Here is a 20,209-nt window from a genome sequence, read left to right on the forward strand (position 1 = left end):
GTTATTCTTTGAAAGATTTAAAGGTTTTTAACAAACCTTCTTTTGCTGTAATTGGCAAAGGCTTACCAATTGCATTTGTAATTTTGTAGTTACTGGCTATATAATTCTCAGTTAATTTTTGAAGACGTTCCGAATTTAACGGAAGATGTAAATAGTCTCCAATTTTAGCAATCTTTTTTATTATTGATGACGGAATTTTTAAAATTCTATTTTTTTTATTTAAACTCTGCCCTATTAGATTTACTAATTCATTTGTAGAAATTGGTTCGTTATCTAAAATTTGATAAACTCCTGATCTAATACTTGGATTTTCTAGTATTTCCTTTATTATAAAACAAAGATTTTCTATGCTTAAAAAAGAGCGTTGATTTTTAAAATCACCTAATGGCCAAGGTATACCTTTTGAAACCAATTGGTATAGCAAATTCAAATTTCCCTTATTTCCCGGTCCATGAATCATACAAGGTCTTAATATATAAATTCGCTTTCCACTTGGAAGTTGTTTGGATAAAATATATTCTTCAGCTTTACGCTTAGCAATACCGTAATGAGTTTTTGGATTAGGAATTGATTCTTCTGTTAAAATATCATGTACTTCATCAGCAACAGCCTTTACAGTACTAAGGAATACAAAAACTGAGGCTTCCGAATTTAAAAATGAATCAAACAACTGTTTTGTCAATTCACAGTTAGCTTCATAATATTCTGTAGGATTAGATACATTTTTTAAATCATGTGCTTTTCCTGCTAAGTGTACAATTGCATTGGCTTTTAAATCAAATTCTTGATTTTCAATATATCTGACACTTATAGGTTCAATTCGATAAATATCATCGAGATATTTATAAAGATTTTCACCTACAAAACCAGAAGCGCCGGTAATAATTATTTTTTTCATTATTTAAATTGCGATAATGCCTTTTCATTAATACACTTTCGATCTGAATCTATTAGCCATCCCCATTTATTAAAATAAGTAATTGCTGAATTCATAAAAATTTTAAACAATCTACTACTTTTATTAGCACCTGAATTATATTCATGATATACTGAAACTTTTGGAAAATAAATTGTTTTATATTTTTGATGCATTCTCCTTGACAAATCCCAATCTTCAAAATACATAAAAAAATTATCATCATACATCCCCACTTCTTTAATTGCCTCAAGATTTAATAATGTAAAACACCCTGATAAAATAGGTGCATTATAAATCTTGTCTTTAGGGACAAATCTTAACTCATACTTATTTATAAAATTTTCATAAACTAATGCTGGTCTTTTTAGTTTTCTCATCAAAACACTATAAACAGAAGGAAGTAGTTTAGGCAAATTTTGTACCGAACCATCTTCATTAAGTACCTGAGGCATCATCATTCCAATTTTAGTATCTTCATGCATATAATTAACCATAGAATCTATAATTTCTCCTTTAAAATAAACATCGGGATTTATGACAAAATGATATTTTGCCTTCTCACACAAAGCCTCTTTTATAGCTATATTATGTGCAGCACCAAAACCAGGATTAGATGGGTTATGTATGTATTTGATATTGTCTCCAATTCCTAAAACTTTCAAATCATCAGTTGGAGAGTTATCAACTAAATAAAGTTTCACTTTTAAGCCTGTACTTAAAAATGATGTAATTGCTTTTTTTAACATTTCTACATCATTTTTATACATTACAATACAACCAGAAACAGCAAGATTCATTCTAATAGATTATTTATTATTTCTTATTCTCAAATTTAACATTTATAATTTTAAAAATAATTTGCTTAATTAATTTAAAATTTGAGCAATTTTTTTTGCTGAAGAATCCCAATTAAATAACTTGGCTGTATCAATAGCATTTTTTTGCAGATAGTTTAGTTTTTCATTATCATTTAATAATATTTCGAGTTCTTTTTGCAAAGCTTTATAGTCCTTTGGAGGAAATTTGAGACAGTTTACATCACCAACGGCAAACTCATTGATCCCACCTGAATCACTAGTTATTACACCGCAGCCACAAGCCATGGCTTCTAAAGGAGGTAATCCGAAGCCTTCGCTCAAAGATGTTGAAATAAAAATATCTGATTCTAAGTAAACCTTTACAATGTCTTCATCAGATTTAGGTCTTACAATATCAAAATCCTTAATATTATAATCACTAAGATCATCATGACTAATCAAAACAATTTTATCCACTTTTTCTTTTAATGTGTCTGATATACCGGACCAAGCATCTATAAACGTTTGTAAACCTTTTAAAGGGTGTTTTCTTGCAACAAGACACAATTGCTTTTTATTTTTTTTTGAAAATTGTTTATTTGAAGTATTAAAAACTACATGATTAAGTGCAGGATGAACAATAAAAGGTTCTTGTTTGAATTTTAGATTATGCACAGAAAATCTATCATAAGAATAGCGAGAATTAAAGATAAAAGAATAATTATACTTATAAGAAAACTTTGTAAGAACTTTATATATCCAAAGCATAAAGTTTTTCTTAATAATCATTTTATCATTAAAAATATTATAATCATCTGCCTGAATAAATCTATATTTTTTTTTCACATTTAGTAAAAAACCAAAAATTGACATAATTGGATCAGAAGTTATTACGTAAGATTTTTTTTCGTACTTATTTAAATACAAAAAAGTATTGATAACATTTCTTAATTTTCCAATTTTATTATGTTCAAATTTACCGACTGGCAAAAATTTAATTCGATCATCTACAAAAAAGGTATTAGTTTCCTCCGAGTTATTTGGATATATTATTTTTACTTCATAATCATTAACTAATATATTTGCTAATTCGAAGAACACTCTGTTTCCTCCACCAGTTTTAATTTGAGGTGTAACAAAAATAATTTTTTTCATCTTCATTCAATCAATTAAATCATTATTCTAAGAGGTTAATAAAATAATTATAAGGCACCAGTTTTGCATCACTATCTGACAGATTAATTAATAAAAGTAAAATACCATACCCCAAAAATAAAATATAGCCTACAATCTTGGCATTTTTATCAAAAATCTGAATAAATTTCGGGATTAATAATAGTAGAAAAACATGAAAATAATAGCCTAGTCTCACCATAACCATAAAATCTCTAAAAAAACTTAATAAAAACAGATAAGTAAAAAAGCCATTTAAATATATTTTAGACTCGCTGGAGAAACTAACAATTTTATTAAAATAAGATAAACACACAAAACCAATCAATAATTTGGATAAAAAACCTATACCAAGTTGAGCACTCTCATTAGCAGCAGAAACAGCTCCAAAATATACATTATATCCCGGAATCAATCCAAATAGCAATTTTATAGGCAAAACAAATGGTAAAATATACGCAGAGCATAATATTAAAAACCACCACTTACCTACATTAACTCTTAGAAAAAAATAAGCTAATATTAAAAATATTGCACTATAATGAAAACAAACTGCACAAGCAATACATAAAAGATATCTCTTAAAATCTTTATTTATAATATATCTAATACTAAAGAAAAAGATGGATATTGCAATATATTGTCTTATAATATTAAGACTTTCTATAAAAAATCCGCAGAAAAGTAATATAAAAACTGAGAGAAAGACATCATTTGAAAGTTTTCTGATTCCTGCATAAAAAAGACTAAACGTTATTAATGAAGAAATTATAAAAACAAATTGAACATTTAGTCCACTGAAAAAAATAATTAAGTTAATTAGTCTAAATGCTGGTTCTGTTGTAGAATTAGTTATCGAAGCAAATATAAAAGTATAACTTTCGTAATCAATACCCACAAAGTATCTAAGCCCTGCAAAAAAAGAAACAATCAACAAAGAAATAATCCATAAAAGCCTATTTTTTGTAATCTTATAAAATAAGGCAAAAATACAGGACAAAAATAATGTAAGTATATATACACCCATTATTTCTCAACTAAAGCTTCGTGAAATAACTTTAATGTTGAAGAGTACGAAAAATATTTTTCGAAATGCAAAATACTTTCATCATATGTAGTTATCTCGGGATTTAAATTCTCAATCACTTTTTTATAAACTTCAGCATCAGATGATGTAATCATTGTAGGGCACTTCTCCGGTTCATATCCAAAAAAAGCCAATTCTGTTCCAATAATTTTTTTTCCATACATAAGCGCCTCTGCTACCTTAACTTTCATGCCTCCGCCATAAAATAATGGACAAACCACTATATTAGCACGTTCGTAAAAAACTGATAAGTCATCAACACTATCATGTATTTCAACATTTTTAGAATTATCAATTAAGGGGCGTAGCTTTTCCATTTCTTTTCCAACGACAATAATTTTGATTTTTGAAGAAAAACTTATTTCATCAATAAACCAAGTAATCCCTTGAATATTAGCATAAAAATAGCTTCCAACAAATAAAACTTGAATCTCATTACTGTGACTTATTTGTTCATTACCTTTTAAGTCTCTTTCAATTCTTTTAAAAGATATAGGAATTTGAATTATTTCTTTTTTATCAGTATAATATTGATTTATAAGTTGTTTATCTTCATTTGTAAGTGCTATTATTTTATCACACCACTTTGCGGTTAAAAATTCATTAAAAAAGCATGATGGTAGTCTTAAAAAATGAAATAAGCCTCCCGTTTTTATTATTTTTTTTATAAAGTCATATTCAACATTATGATAAAAAGCAACTAGCTTAACATTAGGAGTTAATTTTTTTATTTGCCTTGCTAGCTTTCCATAAACAGAGCTATCCAAAAAAACTAAATCATATTTTTCGGATTTAATTTTTGCCAAAATATTCGAAATATGCTTACTATTAACGCCTCCGGAATATAATTTTAATAGGTTATAAAAACCGAATAACATATCGAAATAACTTAATTTATTATTTGGCAATATATTATATGTATGTATTACACTCGATAATTCTTTAATAGATTCAAAATTACGATTAGAGCATTGCCAACCACCATTCTTATTGTTTAATAAATTAGAAGAAATAAATAAAGACTTCATATTAATCTAAATTCAATAAATCCAACTGCTCTCTTAATGCTTTCAGATAACCATGACCATGAACTAAATCAGGCTCTAAATAATTCCCTTCTCCCCACTCATTCCATGATTTTATAAAAGAAATTCTATTATCATCAGGCTTATGCGAAATCTTAGAAAAAATATCTTTAACGTGTTCTCCAAAAAATTGAGGGTTTGAATCATGCAAAATCAAAGCCCTTTTTCCGCTTCTTGGAGAGTGATCCCAATTTGGAATTATTGTTGGAATACAATTCAAATCTTTATCCTCTGGACCAGAGAAATACGGATAAAAATCTTTATAAGCATATTTCTTAAGCTGTCCTGAAACTCGTTGTATTCCTCTGGCAATTTTACTAGTATTTAATCTCATATATTCTGTTAATCTAACAATATTAACAGCATCAAATCCCATATTAAGAACCAAATCCCTATTTTCGGGAGTTGTAATCTGCCCAATAAAATATACTCCTTTCAAACCATTTTCAATAGCCCATTTATTCCATAATTCTATAAATTTTGGAGCATCAGAAAAATCTAAAGGCCTATAAAGCATAAATATAGGCTTATCATCTACTTTGATATATCTTTCATCTAAAAAAGCGGGTAAAACAGCTTCGAAATGTTGTTTATAATCTTCTTCTCCTAAATATTTCTGTTCCATTAATATTTGGTTCTTCAGACCATGCCAAACACCACTCCATGTTTCATTGGCCCATGCTAAGCAAAAAGGAAAGTCAGGCTCTTTATTAATTAATATATCGTCAAAAGTTTTTTCTAAAATTCTTTTACCATCTCCAAACCAATAATGCCAGTAACAAAATCCTTCAATACCATATTCTTTTGCCATTTCGGCTTGTGCCAATCTCACAGCTGGTAATCTCAAGTCATAATAACCTAAATCTGCCGGAACTCTAGGTTGATAATGCCCTGCAAACAAAGGCTTTGCCTTTCCAACATTTGTCCACTCAGTAAATCCTTTCCCCCACCATTCATCATTTTCTTTTATTGGTTGAAATTGTGGCAGGTACGATGCAATTAATCTTATTTTTTCCATTACTATAATTCTCTTATTATTTTAGCTGGATTTCCTCCAACGATACAATTTTTTGGTATTGATTTGGTTACTACTGCATTAGCACCCACGATACTATTTTCTCCTATTGTTACTCCTGGCAAAACAATGACTCCCTCACCTAGCCAGACATTATCTTCGATAATAACTGGGCCTTTGCTGTAAAGCTTTCTTTGCGCAGGAGGAAGCAATAAACTTTCCTTTGTTATTTCTCCATGCGAGTGATCACTTATGTAAACTTTACTAGCCAATAATACATTGTCTCCTATAATTATTTTATTTATCGCACCAATATGACAATCTTTTTGTATAGAAACATTTTTACCCACCTTAATTAATGGCGAAAAAGAATCCCCTAAAAAAGAATCAAAGGCTTCGAGTCTTAATCGTTGGTCAAACCCACAATTTTCTCCTATTTCAATGTATTTGCCTCCTTTTAAATATATTGGATGGGCTATAAAACAATTAGAAACTTTTTTAAATTCAAATGATATCCAAATCGAATAAAGCAAGTCTAATTTATGAATTAATATTATTGAAGTTTTTGGGGAGAAAAAAACATGTAAAAACTTAACAATTCCTTTAATTATACTTTTTATTATTTTCTTCATTATTACTTAATAAATAATTTATTTATCTACTTTTTTAATCTCATTATAAGCAAAAATTATTTTATCACGAAACGCTTTATATGAAGATCTTTTTAAGGATTGAATTCTACATTCTTCCTGAATATTTAATAATTCATCATTCGACTTAGTAATTAATGTTATTATCCCTTTACAAAAATCTTCACTATTGCGATATTTTGCTAAGTAACCAGTATCTTCATTAATAATGTCACAGGCTGTACCAATATTAAAAGCTACAGCAGGCGTACCGCACATTAGTGCTTGATTTAGCATCATAGGTCCGGCATCTTGGACACTTGGACAAAGAAAAACATCTGAAAGAGCATAATATTCTGCTAATTCATCAAATGATAAATGTCCTGTATAATTAACTTCATAATGATTTAATTCAGATATCTCTTCACCTGTTCCTGCAACTAACAAAACAATATTCTTTACTAAATCAGGTCTGTAGTTATGGAGCAAATTTAATGACTCTACTAAATATTTAAACCCTTTTCTAGGATCATGAACTCCAAGGGCACCAAAAAATAATATAATCTTGTTAGAATAATTAAATTTTTGCTTTAACATTTTTTTATCACGTTGTCTAAACACATTTTCGTCTACAATTGGATAAATTTCACCCAGATTATTAAACAATGTAGATTTATTGGCATGATTAATTTGCCATGTATTGCCTAAAATAATGCAGTTTATATTACTGATCATCTTTTTTTTATACAAGAAATTAATTCTGGTAATATCATGATCGATAGTAGAAGATAATCCCGGACATTTTCCACATGAATCTTTTAACCTGTCACAATCCCAAAAATAACTACAGCCTCCTGTCATTGGAAACATGTCTGCAGCCATCAATAAAATTGGTTTATTTATTTTATCATGTATATCTTTTAATGTTTTTGATGTAATTAGTCCTTGCCAAAAAAAAACTAAAACAAAATCATAATCTTTTTTTATCCTACCTGTTATTCTATTAGGATTTACAGGCGGTTTCATTTCATTTAGTCCAAAAAAATGGTAATCCTTTGAAATATTATTATTAGCCTTAATAAACTTGCTTTTATAATAAAAAAATTTTGCCTTAAAACGTAATAAAATATTAATTATAAATCTCTCATAATTATTATATGCAGAATATATATTCAGTCCTTCAACCTCTGCTGGATATTTAGAGAGAACATCTACATTATAATCGTCCTCTAAAGATTTGGCCACATCTTTTATCATCTTAGAAGAATTGTCATTAGAAAGAAAACTTGTTAAAACAAGAATATTTGGTTTTTTATTTATTCCAGATTCCATTTGCTTTTTTATTAAATAAAAAATTTAATTGTAAAGGTCCTATCCATGAAATTAAGGCTGCTAAAATAATTTGAGATATTACCACCCCATTTAATCCCCATAGTTGACATAAAAAAATTGTGATTGGTATATTTAATATTCCGACCAAAACAGATGCTACTATTTGTAGCTTAATTTTTCCAAATCCATATATTAAAGTTGAATGCAAAGAATTCCACATATTAAATATTTGCCACACGCCCATACATGCAGTTAACGTAAAAGTTATTGTAACAGATTTACCAAACCAAATCTTGTAAAAAAAAGAAGAACATAAAACTAAAAATATTGTTATTAAAAAAAAAAAAGAAAATATTTTATACAATTTCTTAGTCTCTGATTTCATCCATTGAACATCATTAAGAACTCTGGCTTCAATAAATGCACTCCAAAATGGAGAAAGAATTATACTGAACAGCATTCCTACAATAGATATATATTTAAAGGCAAGATTATAAACGGTAACATCTAATGGGCTTAGAGTCTTAGTTATAATAATATTATTTGTTTCATAATATATAATAGCTATAATCTGTAATACAAAAAAATTAAGTCCTAAACTTAATAATCCTTTTGCATATCTAAAATGCACGTATTTGAATTTAGGATAATATTTTTTGAGTGAAGTATTATATAAATAAACTGAAAAAATTACAAGAACAATAGTGTTTACTACCCCCATCAAAATACTTAAATTTAAGATGGAACCTGTAGTGGTGATAGTTAAAAAATAAATTCCTAGCAGTACTAATAATTGACTTATAACATTTATTAGAGATGTTATGACAGGCTTTTGAAGTGCGGATAGTATTGTATTGAGTAATCCTAATATAAATTGAAATGCAAAAGTTGTCAAAACAATCAGAAAAATGTAAAAAAACTGATCATTATTTATCCCTTCAACGTTTAAAAATTTTGGCCAATTAATAAAATTTGAAACGATAATAGCTATAAACCAAACACAAAAAATTATAATTGCCAAAAGCGCATAAGTAGTACTTACATAAATTCTTGCTAACTTAATTTTGCCGTGCGTTATAGCTTCTACAAATTTATTTTTTAAACCATTCCCAAAGCCTATATCGAAAAAACTTAGCCATCCAATAATTGAAGAGAGAGTTATCCAAATTCCATATTCATAAGGAGATATATAATTAATAGTAATAGGAACAATTAAAAGGCTAAGGAAGATGCTTATACCTTTAAGAAAAATCGAACCTATAATATTAGCTTGGAGATTTTTTGAACGATCATTATTTTGAAAATAATTTTTAAATTTTTCTAATATGGTGTTCATTATTTAAAATTATTCTTAATGCACATTATAATATCATTTAGCTCTTCTTCTTTTAGTTCAAAAAAAAGTGGAAGACGTACCAAACATTCCGTAAAACAGTCAGAGTTCGGAAGTTCTCTTTTATCATGTCTTCCTTTATAAAAATCACTAGCATGCAGTGATAAATAATGGAATACGGCATGGAATCCGCTTTCTTTTAACTTAAGAATTAATTTCTCACGTGTTTGTCCATTATTACATGTAAGATAGAACATATGCCCATTATTTGTTGCATATTCAGGGACTTTAGGTAATTTTATAGAATCTAATTTAAGTTCTTTAATACCATTAAAATATTGATTCCATAGTTTAATTCTTTTTTCCTGGATATGTTCTAAATTTTCAACCTGCGCCCAAAGAAAAGCAGCTATAATTTCTGAAGGTAAAAAGGAAGAACCGGTATCTACCCATCCATACTTATTAACTTCTCCTCTAAAAAATTCTGCCCTATTTGTTCCTTTTTCCCAAATTATTTCAGCTCTATTAACAAATCTTTCGTCATTAATAGCTAACATTCCGCCCTCACCGGATATAATATTTTTAGTTTCATGAAAAGAAAAAGCCGCTAAGTGTCCAATTGAACCCAGCGCCTTTTTTACACCATTCTTATCAATGTGATAACTATCGATAGCCTGCGCGGCGTCTTCTATAACTAATAAATTATACTTAGAAGCTAAATCCATTATTTTGTCCATATCACAAGCAACACCTGCATAATGAACTGGAACAATTGCTTTAGTTTTATCTGTAATTAAAGCCTCAATTTTGTCTGCATCAATATTTGGATTATCAGAATATGAATCGGCAAATACTATGTTTGCTCCTTGTCTTATAAATGCTATTGCTGTAGAAACGAAAGTAAAACTAGGAACAATTACTTCATCACCTTCTTTTATATTAGCTAAGATAGCAGCCATTTCTAATGCATCAGTACAAGAAGTTGTTAGTAAGCATTTTTTAAAACTATAAACAGATTCAAAAAAACTCTGAACTTTTTGTGTGTATTTTCCATTACCTGATATTTTACCTGAATTTACTGCATCATATATATAGTGCGTTTCTTTTCCAGTTAGGTAAGGTTTATTGAAAGGTATCATAATGATTTGTATTTAGTGTCTTTTATATTAATAAATATAGATTCAAAGTATTTGTATGAAAAATGGCTCAGTAAAAATGTTAAGGTCAAGATTGAGCAATAAATAAAAAGGTTATATGACAGCAAATTATTGTCAGAAAGAAAATATTTATTTGCTATGGGAAAAATTAAAAAAAATATAAATGGATGAAACATATATACTCCATATGAAATCTTACCAATATTTGATAAATATTTATTTCTGAAGGTATAATTATTCTTATCATTTATTGTGATTAGTATTAAACACAAAAAAACAATACTTAGCATCACACTTTGAAAATACAATGGTATTACATGAAAAAACATTAATATGAAAATGGCAAATAATGTAAACATATAAACGAATCCAAATTTTGTCCAAAAAACAATTGTTTCATTATAATAATAAAACACATAAGCTCCGATAGCCCCAATAGCCATAAACTCAAATGGAAACAATATTAATATATTATGAATAAGTGGAATTATTGTTAACTTAAAACCAATTATCGAAGTAATTTTTGAAAATATAAATGGTTGATATAGTAAATGGCAAAAAATAAAGAACAATAGTAAAGTAAAAAAAGCCCACAGTAATTTTTTTCTTGTAGTAATAAATATTAAAAATGGCCATATAATATAAAATTGTTCTTCTACTCCAACTGACCATGATTGAGAACATCCTGCAACGAGGAAATTTTGTATAGCCACATTTGGCAAAAATAAGATGTATAAGAGGATAGATTTGATCGAATAATTTTCGGGATTTGAAATTAAGCTATAATAATAGCTTTCATTTTTAAAGATATCAAATGTATGAGCTAGAAAAGGAATTATTACAAAACCAATCAGGATAATTAAATAATACAAAGGCCAAATCCTAAAAATCCGTCTTAAATAAAACTTTTTAAACTGTATTGTGTTTAGTTTTTCTTTTTCTTTAAGTAATAAAAATGTAATTAAAAAACCACTTAGTACAAAAAAAAGGTATACACCATTTTTTCCCGCCTTTTCTATAAAGTAAGAAAAATATTTTATATCTAATAAACTTGCTGTATGATCCCTGTTTTTAAATAATTCAATATGATGAAAGATTACTAAAAGCGCTGCAAAGGCCCTAAGCTCGTTTAATCCATTAAAGAATATTTTTTTTTGCTCCATAAAATTTATCTAATAAATCTAACCGGATTGCCAACATACAAACCAGGATTTTCTATATTTTTAATTACAACAGCTCCACCTCCTATTTGTGTTTCGGACACGATCCTTATATTATCAATTATCGTAGCATTTATTCCTATAATACACATTTCTTCTACCTTTATAAACCCTGCCAAAGCAACTCGAGGAGAAAGAAAACTATGCCTGCCAACAATTGAATCATGAGCAACAACACACCCAATATTAAGTATAGTATTACTCTCAATAATAACATTAGCATCAATACTACATCTCGGATAAATTATACTTCCTTCTTTAATTTGAACTGTTTTATCGAGCCATGATGATGAATGGACAATTTTTCCAAATGGAATTTTTTTTTCAAAACGATCAAAAAGGGATTTTCTAATTTGCAAATGCTTGTAACCAATACCAATTATCAATTCATCAAAAGATTTTTTTAAGAATTCTTGTTCAACAGCCTCCGTTTTTCCTAAAATACAAAATCCGTTAATTTTATCCTTATCAGTAAAATCGTCAAAAAAAACAACCTTCTTATAGTGTTTATCTGAAATGGCATAATGCGCAATTTGCTGTCCTAAATCACCTGATCCTATTATAGCAAGGGTTTTCATTATAGATGTTTAGAAATTTCGTTTAAACTATTAATCTTATAGGTTGATTGCTGGTAAAAATTATCTCTATCAATCAATAGTGATTTAATTCCCAATTGGGTAGCCGGTTCAATATCCAATTTTATTGAGTCTCCAATATATAAAACTTCACTGGCATGGTAGCCTATACAATCTAATGCTTTTTGGTAAAACTCCACCTTTGGTTTTGCAATACCTAATTCTTCAGAAACTAAAACATCTTGAAAAATAGGCCCAAAAAACTGAAGTAGTTTATCTTTTAAAGTAGAATTAAAATTTGATATTATACCAAAAGGAAGATCAATTTTGGTTAAAAAGTCAACATCATCAAATTTTTCCCAAGGAAGATAAGTACAATTTTTAAATATCGCTTCTAATAATTCCTCATTAGGAACAATACCTAACAAACGAAGAAGTTCTCCATTAAAATGATTATAAAAAACAGAATCTGTTCTATCAGGAAAATGTATTACTTCTGATAAAAGTTTGTGCTTGTGTTTTAATTCATCAAAAGAAACAAAATGACCATACTCGTTTAACGTATCGTTTATTTTTTTAAACAAAGTTGGTTTACCCAAAATTGTACCTGATACATCAAAAAAAATATATTTTATCATAACTTAGTATAAAATATGATGTGAAGACACATTATTCAATTCGCTCTCATCAGATGCTTCAGGATAAATAACATCTAATAAAATTCTGGTAGCAATTCCTTTAATGGGCCTGGCTTTATCTGGTTTTTCATTAAAAAGATATTCCTGAAGAGCATATTTGACATCTTGGAAACCTAAATTATGACGAATAGAGTTTGTTCCAGAAATTCTACAATTTACTTCAAAAGGGATAATTTCTCCTGTTTTTGTAACTATTGACTGTAAATTAAAACTTCCTTTTAATCCACCTAAGTTAATCATCCTTTGAATTATATCTTTTAACAAATTATCATAATCAAATAATACTTTGGATTTTGATGTTGTACCATTTGTCAATTCTCTTTCCATTGTAAAAATAGAATGAAGTATATTTTCCTTTGTAACATATACAGCAGTCGTAATTTCCTTACCTTTCAATAAAGGCTGAATCATATATCCTTTTGGCAGGTCTTTTGGGTTAGAAGGATTAATTAAAATCCCCCTAGATCCACGCCCTTCTCTGGGTTTAGCGATTATTTCTTCTTGAGAAAAATCATATTCTTCGGGCAACCAAGATTGTGCAAATGGAATATTATTTTCTTTGTGATATAAAAAAGTTTCATATTTATCCAAATATAATTTTGCTATCTTAAAATCACTTGCAACAACAATAGCATTTATATTGTCTTTATTAAGCGCTAAATAATAAACCTCGTAATCGGTAGATGGTATTATAAGGTCAATATTTTCTCTCTCAACTATTTCATTAATTACTTCAATATAAGCATCTTCATAAGAGTAAGGTACCTGATATGTTTTGTCACATAAATAATTACCCGAAGTAAAAGGAGCTATATCTACTCCAACAATACTTACCTTTGGAAAAGAATCACGTATGTTTCGCAATATTCCCTGTCCAACATTGCCTCCTATTCCAGTAACTAACACTTTTTTTGCTTCCATTCAATATATTTTTGTAATCGTTTTTCAATATTTATTTCTTGCTTCCAATTTAGTAGAGTAGTACTAAATTCGTTATTATATTTAACCGAACTTGAATTATCCTCATTAACAAATTTAATTTTAGCATTTGTTATATCTGAAATTATTTGTGCGATTTCCAGATTTGAATATTCTTTTGTAGAAACACCTAAAATAATTTGACCAATGACTTTTTTTTGAGCGTCAATCATTAGAGTAATATAGCGTATAACATCATCAACATGGATATAATTCTGAAGTCTTGCACCATTACCCCATACAAGTATTTCTTTATTACTTAGTGCTTGATTGACATAATTTGGAATTAGTGTGTTTTCTTTCATACTTATTCCAAACATCGAAGAAATCCTTAAAACAGAAGCTTTTTTGTGTAGTAATACTATTCTTTCAGCCCATAATTTTGATAATGCATAATTTGACTGAGGATAAATATTTGACTGCTCTCTAATAAAAAGTGGAGTTATTTTATATATTGATGCTGTGGATAGATATATAATAAATGCTTGTGGAAATTTAGCGACTATTTTTTCGGTAAGACATACATTTATTTCATATAAAACATCATTTGATAATAGTGTGTTTCCAGAAGCAACTGCTGCATGACACATGATAATAATATCAATGTTTGGATCTAATTTTTCTAATTCATTAGAGCTAAAAACTTGAATATCTTCAAAAAACTCTTCTTTTCTCCCAAGACCAAAAAGCTTATGATTACGTAAACTATAAGCTAAATTGCTACCTAGAAAACCTTTGATCCCAGTAATAAGTATTTTCTTCAATTGATACCTATATTAAAGTTTTTCAATCTCTTTAATGTGAGAAACAAATTTTCCATTTTTCCATTCAATATATCCTCCGTCCATCCAAGGCTTATTAATTTGTTTAGACAGGAAATCTTTCTCCCATTCCCAATTTTTTAAAGAATCTATTTTTTTTACCTTAATTAGAAATTTAGCATTTGCTAAGTTAATAGGTAAACCATTTTTGACTGACCAAAATGCTGTAAAATCTCTTACACCATTGTTCATATCGACGATATTGATATTACCGTTATTTGTACTAAATGACATTTTACGCCAGTTTGTACCATAATTATAATAAGAAGGCTGACCATTCCTATCAATTAAAGGTAACCATATCTCATCTCCATTTTTATTTAAATATACAATAGCAACTATATGATTATATCCATTAAAATGAGCATCTAGAAATACGGAATGCGATGTTGAGCCAAACAAGACTTTAGTAACTTCATTAATTTTGAAAGCTCCTGCAGAAATTATATTATCCAGTTTGGTGTTTTTTAAATGGATTAATTCTCTTCCAGCAACAATAAGAGAGCTATTATAGATAATAATTAGCTGAATGACTAAGAAAAAATGAATAAGAAATTTTAGTCCTAAAAATTTCAAATCGGCTAATGTTAGATTGGTTAAAATTTTAACTTTAGCATCTTCTACTATATTAGGAGGATTATATCCACAATTTTCCTCGGTGCATCTTACAGTTGTTCTATTAGTAGCAATATAAGAATAGATTCTTTTTCCTACATAATAAATTCCCGGCAATTTTAATAATAAGGCAATCGGATATAGATAAAAAATGCGCTTCATTACTTGTATGTAAGTATCTATACCAGAATATACCCTACCATTTACATCCACGCTATAAATATTATCTAAGAGTAAACCTGTTTCTATATGATTTATATACTGATTCTCTTGAGAGTCAAATTGAACAGTTTTAAAACTAATTTTATTAAACCAATCTAAATGAGTAATAGTGATTTTAGTGCGAATACACAAAGGGCATTCTGCATCATAATAAAATGATAGTGTTGAGTAATCTTTTCTAGCACTGAATAATCTTTTCCACCAAGAAACTGGTACTAACAGTAAATAAACAGCAATTACAGTTAATGCAAACCAAGGTATTGGAAATAAAATTAAAATCCCCAGATGAAATCCAACTCCAATGAAAAATGCAATGACACGCCATTTCTTTCTAAAAAAGATAAATAAAAATATTGCTTCAAAAAGCAAAGTAACGTATCCTAAGAATATCATTAAATATTTACAATTTAATAAAAATGATAAATTAGTATGAACCATCATTGGCATTGAAGCTGGTAGCCACATTCCTAAACCATTAATCCATACATGGGAACATATTTTAAGAAAAAATGAATCAAAATAAACTAGTCCAATTGCAAGAAATACAGGAAGGAAATAATAAATTTGACTAACAGTTTTAGGCGGATTATATTGAAATGTCGTATTAGAATATTTTAATTTTAAAAATAATCTATCAAGAGAAAAACACTGACTTACAGGGATAAAAATCATCAAAAAATTAATTGCCATATATTGGTAAAAAACATGATATTCGTAAGATTGTATACTACCAATGAGTATCAATCCCATCAAATAATTTATAACAGCAAAAAACCTTGTAAAAGCACCGAACAGAATAAATATTACAGCAATAAGCCATATAGAAATTGGAATTGCAAAATTTATCTCAGCAGGTTCTAAAAAAGGAATTTTATCAAAAATTAATGATCTGAAATACATCATTTGACTAATTTCTGCCAGTAATATTAGACAGTATGTGATTCTGAAAATTGCCAGACCAGTTCCGTCAATCTTCTTAATAAAAGCATTTTTAAGATATTTTTTCATTAATGTTTTTTTTCAGTAATTAATCTTAATTCTACTGTTTAGATATTGTCCTTTTTATATTTCTAGAGCTACAAAGATGCTAACAGCCTTTTTATTGCTAAAAAAATTAAAATAAAAAAAACTCCAAAAAAACCACCTATTACAATCCCTTTTAATTTTCCGAATCTTTCTTTTTGTAAGGGTAAAATAGGTCTATCTATTATTTGAATTAAAGGTGTTTCCTTTCTTAATGTAACCTTTGCTAATTCGCTTTGTTTAACAAGTTCTGTCAAAATTGCTGTGTTTGCCTGAACATCTACCTGTCTTTTCGCCGAAGGTGTACGACGTACGTTAAGTGCCGGATTTAAATTAAAAGTATTATCATTGGCTACAGCTACTCCTGTAATAGCACCATTTAACTCACTTCTGATTGAATCCGTTTGTCTTTGTAAAATTTCCATATTCGCACGAGCATTTTTACTTTTCGTATTTATATAAAAATCAGATACCCTTTTTGCTAGTGCTTCCGTAAAATATTTAGCAAATAATTCGTCATTAGAAGACATCTCAATGGTAATAATTGGTATTTTTTTATCTTTTTGCTCCACCTTTAATGAATTATCAGACAAATTTCGGTATATAACACCTAAAATGCTGTCATGATCACGAGTAAATTTTTCTCGATCACTATTCGGTAAAAACTGTATTGAAGACAGCGTAGATTTCTTTTTCCAATCATCCCGCCACCCACAATTTTGAATATACATTTCTGCCAAAGAAACATTCTTACGAGTCGATACTGGAATAGATGTTAATAATGTCTGCTCAACCATAGAACGGGATTTAAATAATTCTGTCAGATTAGATCCCGAAAAAACACTTCCTCCACCGCCACTTATATCTAATCCAAGTGAGCTAACCAAACCTAATGCTGCACCAAAACCTCCTCCAGAAGATTTATCTTCTACAGCAAATGATAGGGTAGCTGTATAAATAGGCTTTTTAATAAGAGAATATGTAATTCCAAAAATAGCGCCAATAAATCCTGCTAAAAATATTACTTTCCATTTTGACAATAAAAAAACATACCAGTCCTTTACCTTCTCTATTAGTTCTTTTAACGAAACTTCCTGGTTTTCAATAGGCTTAGTATTCATATTATTTAAAAGCAGTTACTATTAATAATGCCAAACTTGTTATAACACTTCCTATGCTTACCCATTCCCCTGTACTCATTTTCTTAGTTTCAGGTTTTTCCGGAACAACAATTTGTGAGTCAGGTTCAACTGTTGGATATGATCTAAAAAACAAAAAAGATTTAGTTACATCAGCTTTACCATTAGGATATATGATATACGCTTTTCTTTTCCAACCTTTATTATTAACTCCTCCTACTGCATTTATATAATACTTAAATCCTTTTCCGCTTCTATATGGAATTTCAGATGTCAATAATACATTTCCTGTAACCTTTACTCCCTCATTATAAACAGCAACTTCAATTTCATCACCTGGAAATAAAGTAACGTTAGAATAATGATTTTTATTTTTTTCTATTTTTTCCCAGTTAATAGGTATAGTAGAAAACTTTATATCAGCCAATTTTTCTTTTAAAGAGTCATTTTTAGAAAGATTTAAATCAATACTTTCTAATTTATCAATTTCTTCTTGTTTGATAGGTCTTTTTATTTTCATCCCCTCAATATTAGAAATAGAAGTTAATCCTCCAGCTCTCATCACTATATCATATACTTTTTCCTTCTTGTTAGCCAATACATATTTCCCGGGATAAGCTACTGCACCAGAAATAGTAATCATTTGTGGCTTTTCATAAACAGCAATTCTTCTAATATTTATAACATCAAATGGTTTTAAAAGAAAGTTTTTTATTTGCTCATTATTATCTGCAGTAATTTCAAGTTGAACTAATTCTATGCGTTTTGGATCTGAATCATTAATTACATCTGACTTTACCATTCTTGCAATTTCAACTCTTTTAGATGCAGAGCCCGTTAAGCCACCTACCTGTACAATCAAATCATTTAAGGTTAGATTCTCAAAGTAAGTATATACCCCAGGTTTTTTTACCTCTCCATCAATAGTAACTTTATATTCTTCTCTGAAATCCAAAATTGAATAGACCGTTAGAATATCTTCCCTCTTTAACTCAATGTCTGCATTTGTATCACCAGATAAAGCAGCACTCAAATCAACATTTACAATTTCTGTTGTTAAATCCGATTTTAGTCTTATGATTCGAGCTCTTTTACTATAGGCATCTTCTTTAAGTCCTTCAGCTCTTGTTACAAGATCCGACACCCTCATGCCTTCATTAAAAGAATAATAATCCGGTCTAAAAACTGCACCTTCAATTTTAATTCGATTTTCGAAACGATTTAAAATTTTTGTCACTCTAAAGACATCTCCTGATTGTGGAACATAAGTTGAAAAATCACTTTCATTTATATCATGAACTTTAAATTCTTTTCCTGTTTTTTGAGTAACATTTACTGAAGCAGTATATGCAAATTCATTAAATCCCGAAGCGAAATTTAATAAGTCCGAAAAAGTTTCTCCGTTTTTCATTTCAAAAATCCCTGCTCGTTTTACTTCTCCCTCCACAGTTACTCTGTGACTGTATGCAGGAATTCTAATAACATCATTATCTTTTAAGCTAACATTATCTGATTGATCTCCTTTTACCAAAAATCTATAAATATCAATATTTTTAAAAACTTTATTGTTTCTGATTAATTCAATATTTCGGTAACTTCCGTTTTTTCCAGGACCACCTGCCAAATGCAAAGCATTATAAACAGTAGCCAAAGATGAAATTGAATAATTACCGGGTTGCTTTCCTCCAACTACAGTTATCTTTATAGTACGTATCTGGCTTAAACTTACACTGACTTGAGATTGTCCAGACCGAACAGTACTGTAAACTTTTGCAATTGCAGCTTTAATTTTTTGTGTTGCAGCTTCAACAGACATTCCCGAAACAGAAATTTGTCCTACATATTGAATTGTTATTTTTCCTTCAACACTTACAGGTATGCTTGCGTTATATTCCTGAATCCCATAAACACTAACCTGCAATTCATCTCCAGGTCCTAAAATATAATTCATAGGAGTTGCTAATTTTAAATCAGGTTCAAAATTTAGAGTTGGATTATCAAAGAGTTCAGAACCGAAAATTAATGCATTAGCAGAATCCTTAACTTTTTCGTTTATAATTTTAACTTGTTTTCTTTGAGATTCGGTTGATTTTTCTTGAATGTTAGGTTTATTATTAGACTTACTGGAATATTCATTCAATCTGGCCTTTAATTTATCATATTCTCCCTGACTCATCCCTTTGGATAGTGCCATTGGTTCAACTTGCTCAATAGTAGTATTATTATTTTTTAATTGTGCACTAATTTTCGCTAAATCATCATCTGTCAAGTAGTCAACATTTATAGTACTTAAATCTTTAGATTTAAGTATATCCTGAGCTTGAACATGTAAAGAGGTTAATAAAAGAATAAGCAGAGTAAGAACGTATGTTATTTTTTTCATATTAATAT

18 protein-coding genes are annotated in these 20,209 nt (G+C 28.7%); all 18 read right to left on the bottom strand.

Translation table 11 applies throughout. The features are described from left to right. Window position 1 precedes the first annotated feature (1 nt). Window positions 2–898 carry an NAD-dependent epimerase/dehydratase family protein gene (locus JOD96_RS12760; RefSeq protein ID WP_209564651.1) on the bottom strand — a complete coding sequence of 299 codons (897 nt, stop codon included), beginning with the start codon at window positions 896–898 and terminating at the stop codon, window positions 2–4. Beyond that, a complete protein-coding gene (locus JOD96_RS12765) occupies window positions 898–1,716 on the bottom strand; it encodes a glycosyltransferase (RefSeq protein WP_209564652.1) in 819 nt (272 codons plus the stop codon). Before JOD96_RS12765 ends, JOD96_RS12760 begins: the two co-directional genes overlap by 1 nt. 69 nt (window positions 1,717–1,785) lie before the next feature. Further along, window positions 1,786–2,871: a glycosyltransferase family 4 protein gene (locus tag JOD96_RS12770; protein WP_209564653.1), complete on the bottom strand. Its 1,086-nt coding sequence runs from the start codon at window positions 2,869–2,871 to the stop codon at window positions 1,786–1,788. 22 nt (window positions 2,872–2,893) lie between these two features. Further along, window positions 2,894–3,916, bottom strand: a complete 1,023-nt coding sequence (locus tag JOD96_RS12775) for an EpsG family protein (RefSeq protein ID WP_209564654.1) — start codon at window positions 3,914–3,916, stop codon at window positions 2,894–2,896. Further along, the gene (locus JOD96_RS12780; RefSeq protein WP_209564655.1) at window positions 3,916–5,004 is read right to left on the bottom strand and encodes a glycosyltransferase; all 1,089 of its coding nucleotides are present in this window, start codon (window positions 5,002–5,004) and stop codon (window positions 3,916–3,918) included. The genes JOD96_RS12775 and JOD96_RS12780 overlap by 1 nt, the downstream gene beginning before the upstream one ends. A gap of 1 nt (window position 5,005) precedes the next feature. After that, the gene (locus JOD96_RS12785; RefSeq protein WP_209564656.1) at window positions 5,006–6,079 is read right to left on the bottom strand and encodes a glycoside hydrolase family 99-like domain-containing protein; all 1,074 of its coding nucleotides are present in this window, start codon (window positions 6,077–6,079) and stop codon (window positions 5,006–5,008) included. A 2-nt stretch (window positions 6,080–6,081) separates the two neighbouring features. Beyond that, on the bottom strand, window positions 6,082–6,708 hold the full coding sequence (locus tag JOD96_RS12790) for an acyltransferase (RefSeq protein WP_209564657.1): 627 nt from the start codon (window positions 6,706–6,708) through the stop codon (window positions 6,082–6,084). Window positions 6,709–6,726: 18 nt separating this feature from the next. After that, window positions 6,727–8,037: a glycosyltransferase gene (locus JOD96_RS12795; protein ID WP_209564658.1), complete on the bottom strand. Its 1,311-nt coding sequence runs from the start codon at window positions 8,035–8,037 to the stop codon at window positions 6,727–6,729. Next, window positions 8,018–9,373, bottom strand: a complete 1,356-nt coding sequence (locus tag JOD96_RS12800) for a lipopolysaccharide biosynthesis protein (RefSeq protein ID WP_209564659.1) — start codon at window positions 9,371–9,373, stop codon at window positions 8,018–8,020. Before JOD96_RS12800 ends, JOD96_RS12795 begins: the two co-directional genes overlap by 20 nt. Then, entirely contained in the window at window positions 9,373–10,509 is a 1,137-nt protein-coding gene (rffA, locus tag JOD96_RS12805) for a dTDP-4-amino-4,6-dideoxygalactose transaminase (protein WP_209564660.1), read from the bottom strand. The genes JOD96_RS12800 and rffA overlap by 1 nt, the downstream gene beginning before the upstream one ends. Continuing rightward, the gene (locus tag JOD96_RS12810) at window positions 10,506–11,690 is read right to left on the bottom strand and encodes an acyltransferase family protein (protein ID WP_209564661.1); all 1,185 of its coding nucleotides are present in this window, start codon (window positions 11,688–11,690) and stop codon (window positions 10,506–10,508) included. Before JOD96_RS12810 ends, rffA begins: the two co-directional genes overlap by 4 nt. A 5-nt stretch (window positions 11,691–11,695) precedes the next feature. Continuing rightward, window positions 11,696–12,325 carry an acetyltransferase gene (locus JOD96_RS12815; protein WP_209564662.1) on the bottom strand — a complete coding sequence of 210 codons (630 nt, stop codon included), beginning with the start codon at window positions 12,323–12,325 and terminating at the stop codon, window positions 11,696–11,698. Next, entirely contained in the window at window positions 12,325–12,960 is a 636-nt protein-coding gene (locus JOD96_RS12820) for an HAD family hydrolase (RefSeq protein WP_209564663.1), read from the bottom strand. Before JOD96_RS12820 ends, JOD96_RS12815 begins: the two co-directional genes overlap by 1 nt. Window positions 12,961–12,963: 3 nt before the next feature. Continuing rightward, complete coding sequence (locus tag JOD96_RS12825) at window positions 12,964–13,941, bottom strand: ATP-grasp domain-containing protein (protein ID WP_209564664.1); 978 nt, start codon at window positions 13,939–13,941, stop codon at window positions 12,964–12,966. Then, window positions 13,920–14,762, bottom strand: a complete 843-nt coding sequence (locus JOD96_RS12830; protein WP_209564665.1) for an NAD-dependent epimerase/dehydratase family protein — start codon at window positions 14,760–14,762, stop codon at window positions 13,920–13,922. The genes JOD96_RS12825 and JOD96_RS12830 overlap by 22 nt, the downstream gene beginning before the upstream one ends. A gap of 12 nt (window positions 14,763–14,774) precedes the next feature. Further along, a complete protein-coding gene (locus JOD96_RS12835) occupies window positions 14,775–16,664 on the bottom strand; it encodes a DCC1-like thiol-disulfide oxidoreductase family protein (RefSeq protein ID WP_209564666.1) in 1,890 nt (629 codons plus the stop codon). A 68-nt stretch (window positions 16,665–16,732) separates the two neighbouring features. After that, entirely contained in the window at window positions 16,733–17,800 is a 1,068-nt protein-coding gene (locus tag JOD96_RS12840) for a Wzz/FepE/Etk N-terminal domain-containing protein (protein WP_209564667.1), read from the bottom strand. A 1-nt stretch (window position 17,801) separates the two neighbouring features. Next, window positions 17,802–20,201, bottom strand: coding sequence for an SLBB domain-containing protein (locus tag JOD96_RS12845; RefSeq protein WP_209564668.1), 2,400 nt, complete (start codon window positions 20,199–20,201; stop codon window positions 17,802–17,804). Window positions 20,202–20,209 lie beyond the last annotated feature (8 nt).

It is taken from the genome of Flavobacterium sp. 1355 (genome assembly GCF_017833415.1).
Taxonomy (GTDB): domain Bacteria; phylum Bacteroidota; class Bacteroidia; order Flavobacteriales; family Flavobacteriaceae; genus Flavobacterium.

Excerpts from the sequence above, each read along its gene's own strand:
- JOD96_RS12760 (WP_209564651.1), bottom strand. The coding sequence starts at position 898 with ATGAAAAAAATAATTATTACCGGCGCTTCTGGTTTTGTAGGTGAAAAT.
- JOD96_RS12765 (WP_209564652.1), bottom strand. The coding sequence starts at position 1,716 with ATGAATCTTGCTGTTTCTGGTTGTATTGTAATGTATAAAAATGATGTA.
- JOD96_RS12770 (WP_209564653.1), bottom strand. The coding sequence starts at position 2,871 with ATGAAAAAAATTATTTTTGTTACACCTCAAATTAAAACTGGTGGAGGA.
- JOD96_RS12775 (WP_209564654.1), bottom strand. The coding sequence starts at position 3,916 with ATGGGTGTATATATACTTACATTATTTTTGTCCTGTATTTTTGCCTTA.
- JOD96_RS12780 (WP_209564655.1), bottom strand. The coding sequence starts at position 5,004 with ATGAAGTCTTTATTTATTTCTTCTAATTTATTAAACAATAAGAATGGT.
- JOD96_RS12785 (WP_209564656.1), bottom strand. The coding sequence starts at position 6,079 with ATGGAAAAAATAAGATTAATTGCATCGTACCTGCCACAATTTCAACCA.
- JOD96_RS12790 (WP_209564657.1), bottom strand. The coding sequence starts at position 6,708 with ATGAAGAAAATAATAAAAAGTATAATTAAAGGAATTGTTAAGTTTTTA.
- JOD96_RS12795 (WP_209564658.1), bottom strand. The coding sequence starts at position 8,037 with ATGGAATCTGGAATAAATAAAAAACCAAATATTCTTGTTTTAACAAGT.
- JOD96_RS12800 (WP_209564659.1), bottom strand. The coding sequence starts at position 9,373 with ATGAACACCATATTAGAAAAATTTAAAAATTATTTTCAAAATAATGAT.
- rffA (WP_209564660.1), bottom strand. The coding sequence starts at position 10,509 with ATGATACCTTTCAATAAACCTTACCTAACTGGAAAAGAAACGCACTAT.
- JOD96_RS12810 (WP_209564661.1), bottom strand. The coding sequence starts at position 11,690 with ATGGAGCAAAAAAAAATATTCTTTAATGGATTAAACGAGCTTAGGGCC.
- JOD96_RS12815 (WP_209564662.1), bottom strand. The coding sequence starts at position 12,325 with ATGAAAACCCTTGCTATAATAGGATCAGGTGATTTAGGACAGCAAATT.
- JOD96_RS12820 (WP_209564663.1), bottom strand. The coding sequence starts at position 12,960 with ATGATAAAATATATTTTTTTTGATGTATCAGGTACAATTTTGGGTAAA.
- JOD96_RS12825 (WP_209564664.1), bottom strand. The coding sequence starts at position 13,941 with ATGGAAGCAAAAAAAGTGTTAGTTACTGGAATAGGAGGCAATGTTGGA.
- JOD96_RS12835 (WP_209564666.1), bottom strand. The coding sequence starts at position 16,664 with ATGAAAAAATATCTTAAAAATGCTTTTATTAAGAAGATTGACGGAACT.
- JOD96_RS12840 (WP_209564667.1), bottom strand. The coding sequence starts at position 17,800 with ATGAATACTAAGCCTATTGAAAACCAGGAAGTTTCGTTAAAAGAACTA.
- JOD96_RS12845 (WP_209564668.1), bottom strand. The coding sequence starts at position 20,201 with ATGAAAAAAATAACATACGTTCTTACTCTGCTTATTCTTTTATTAACC.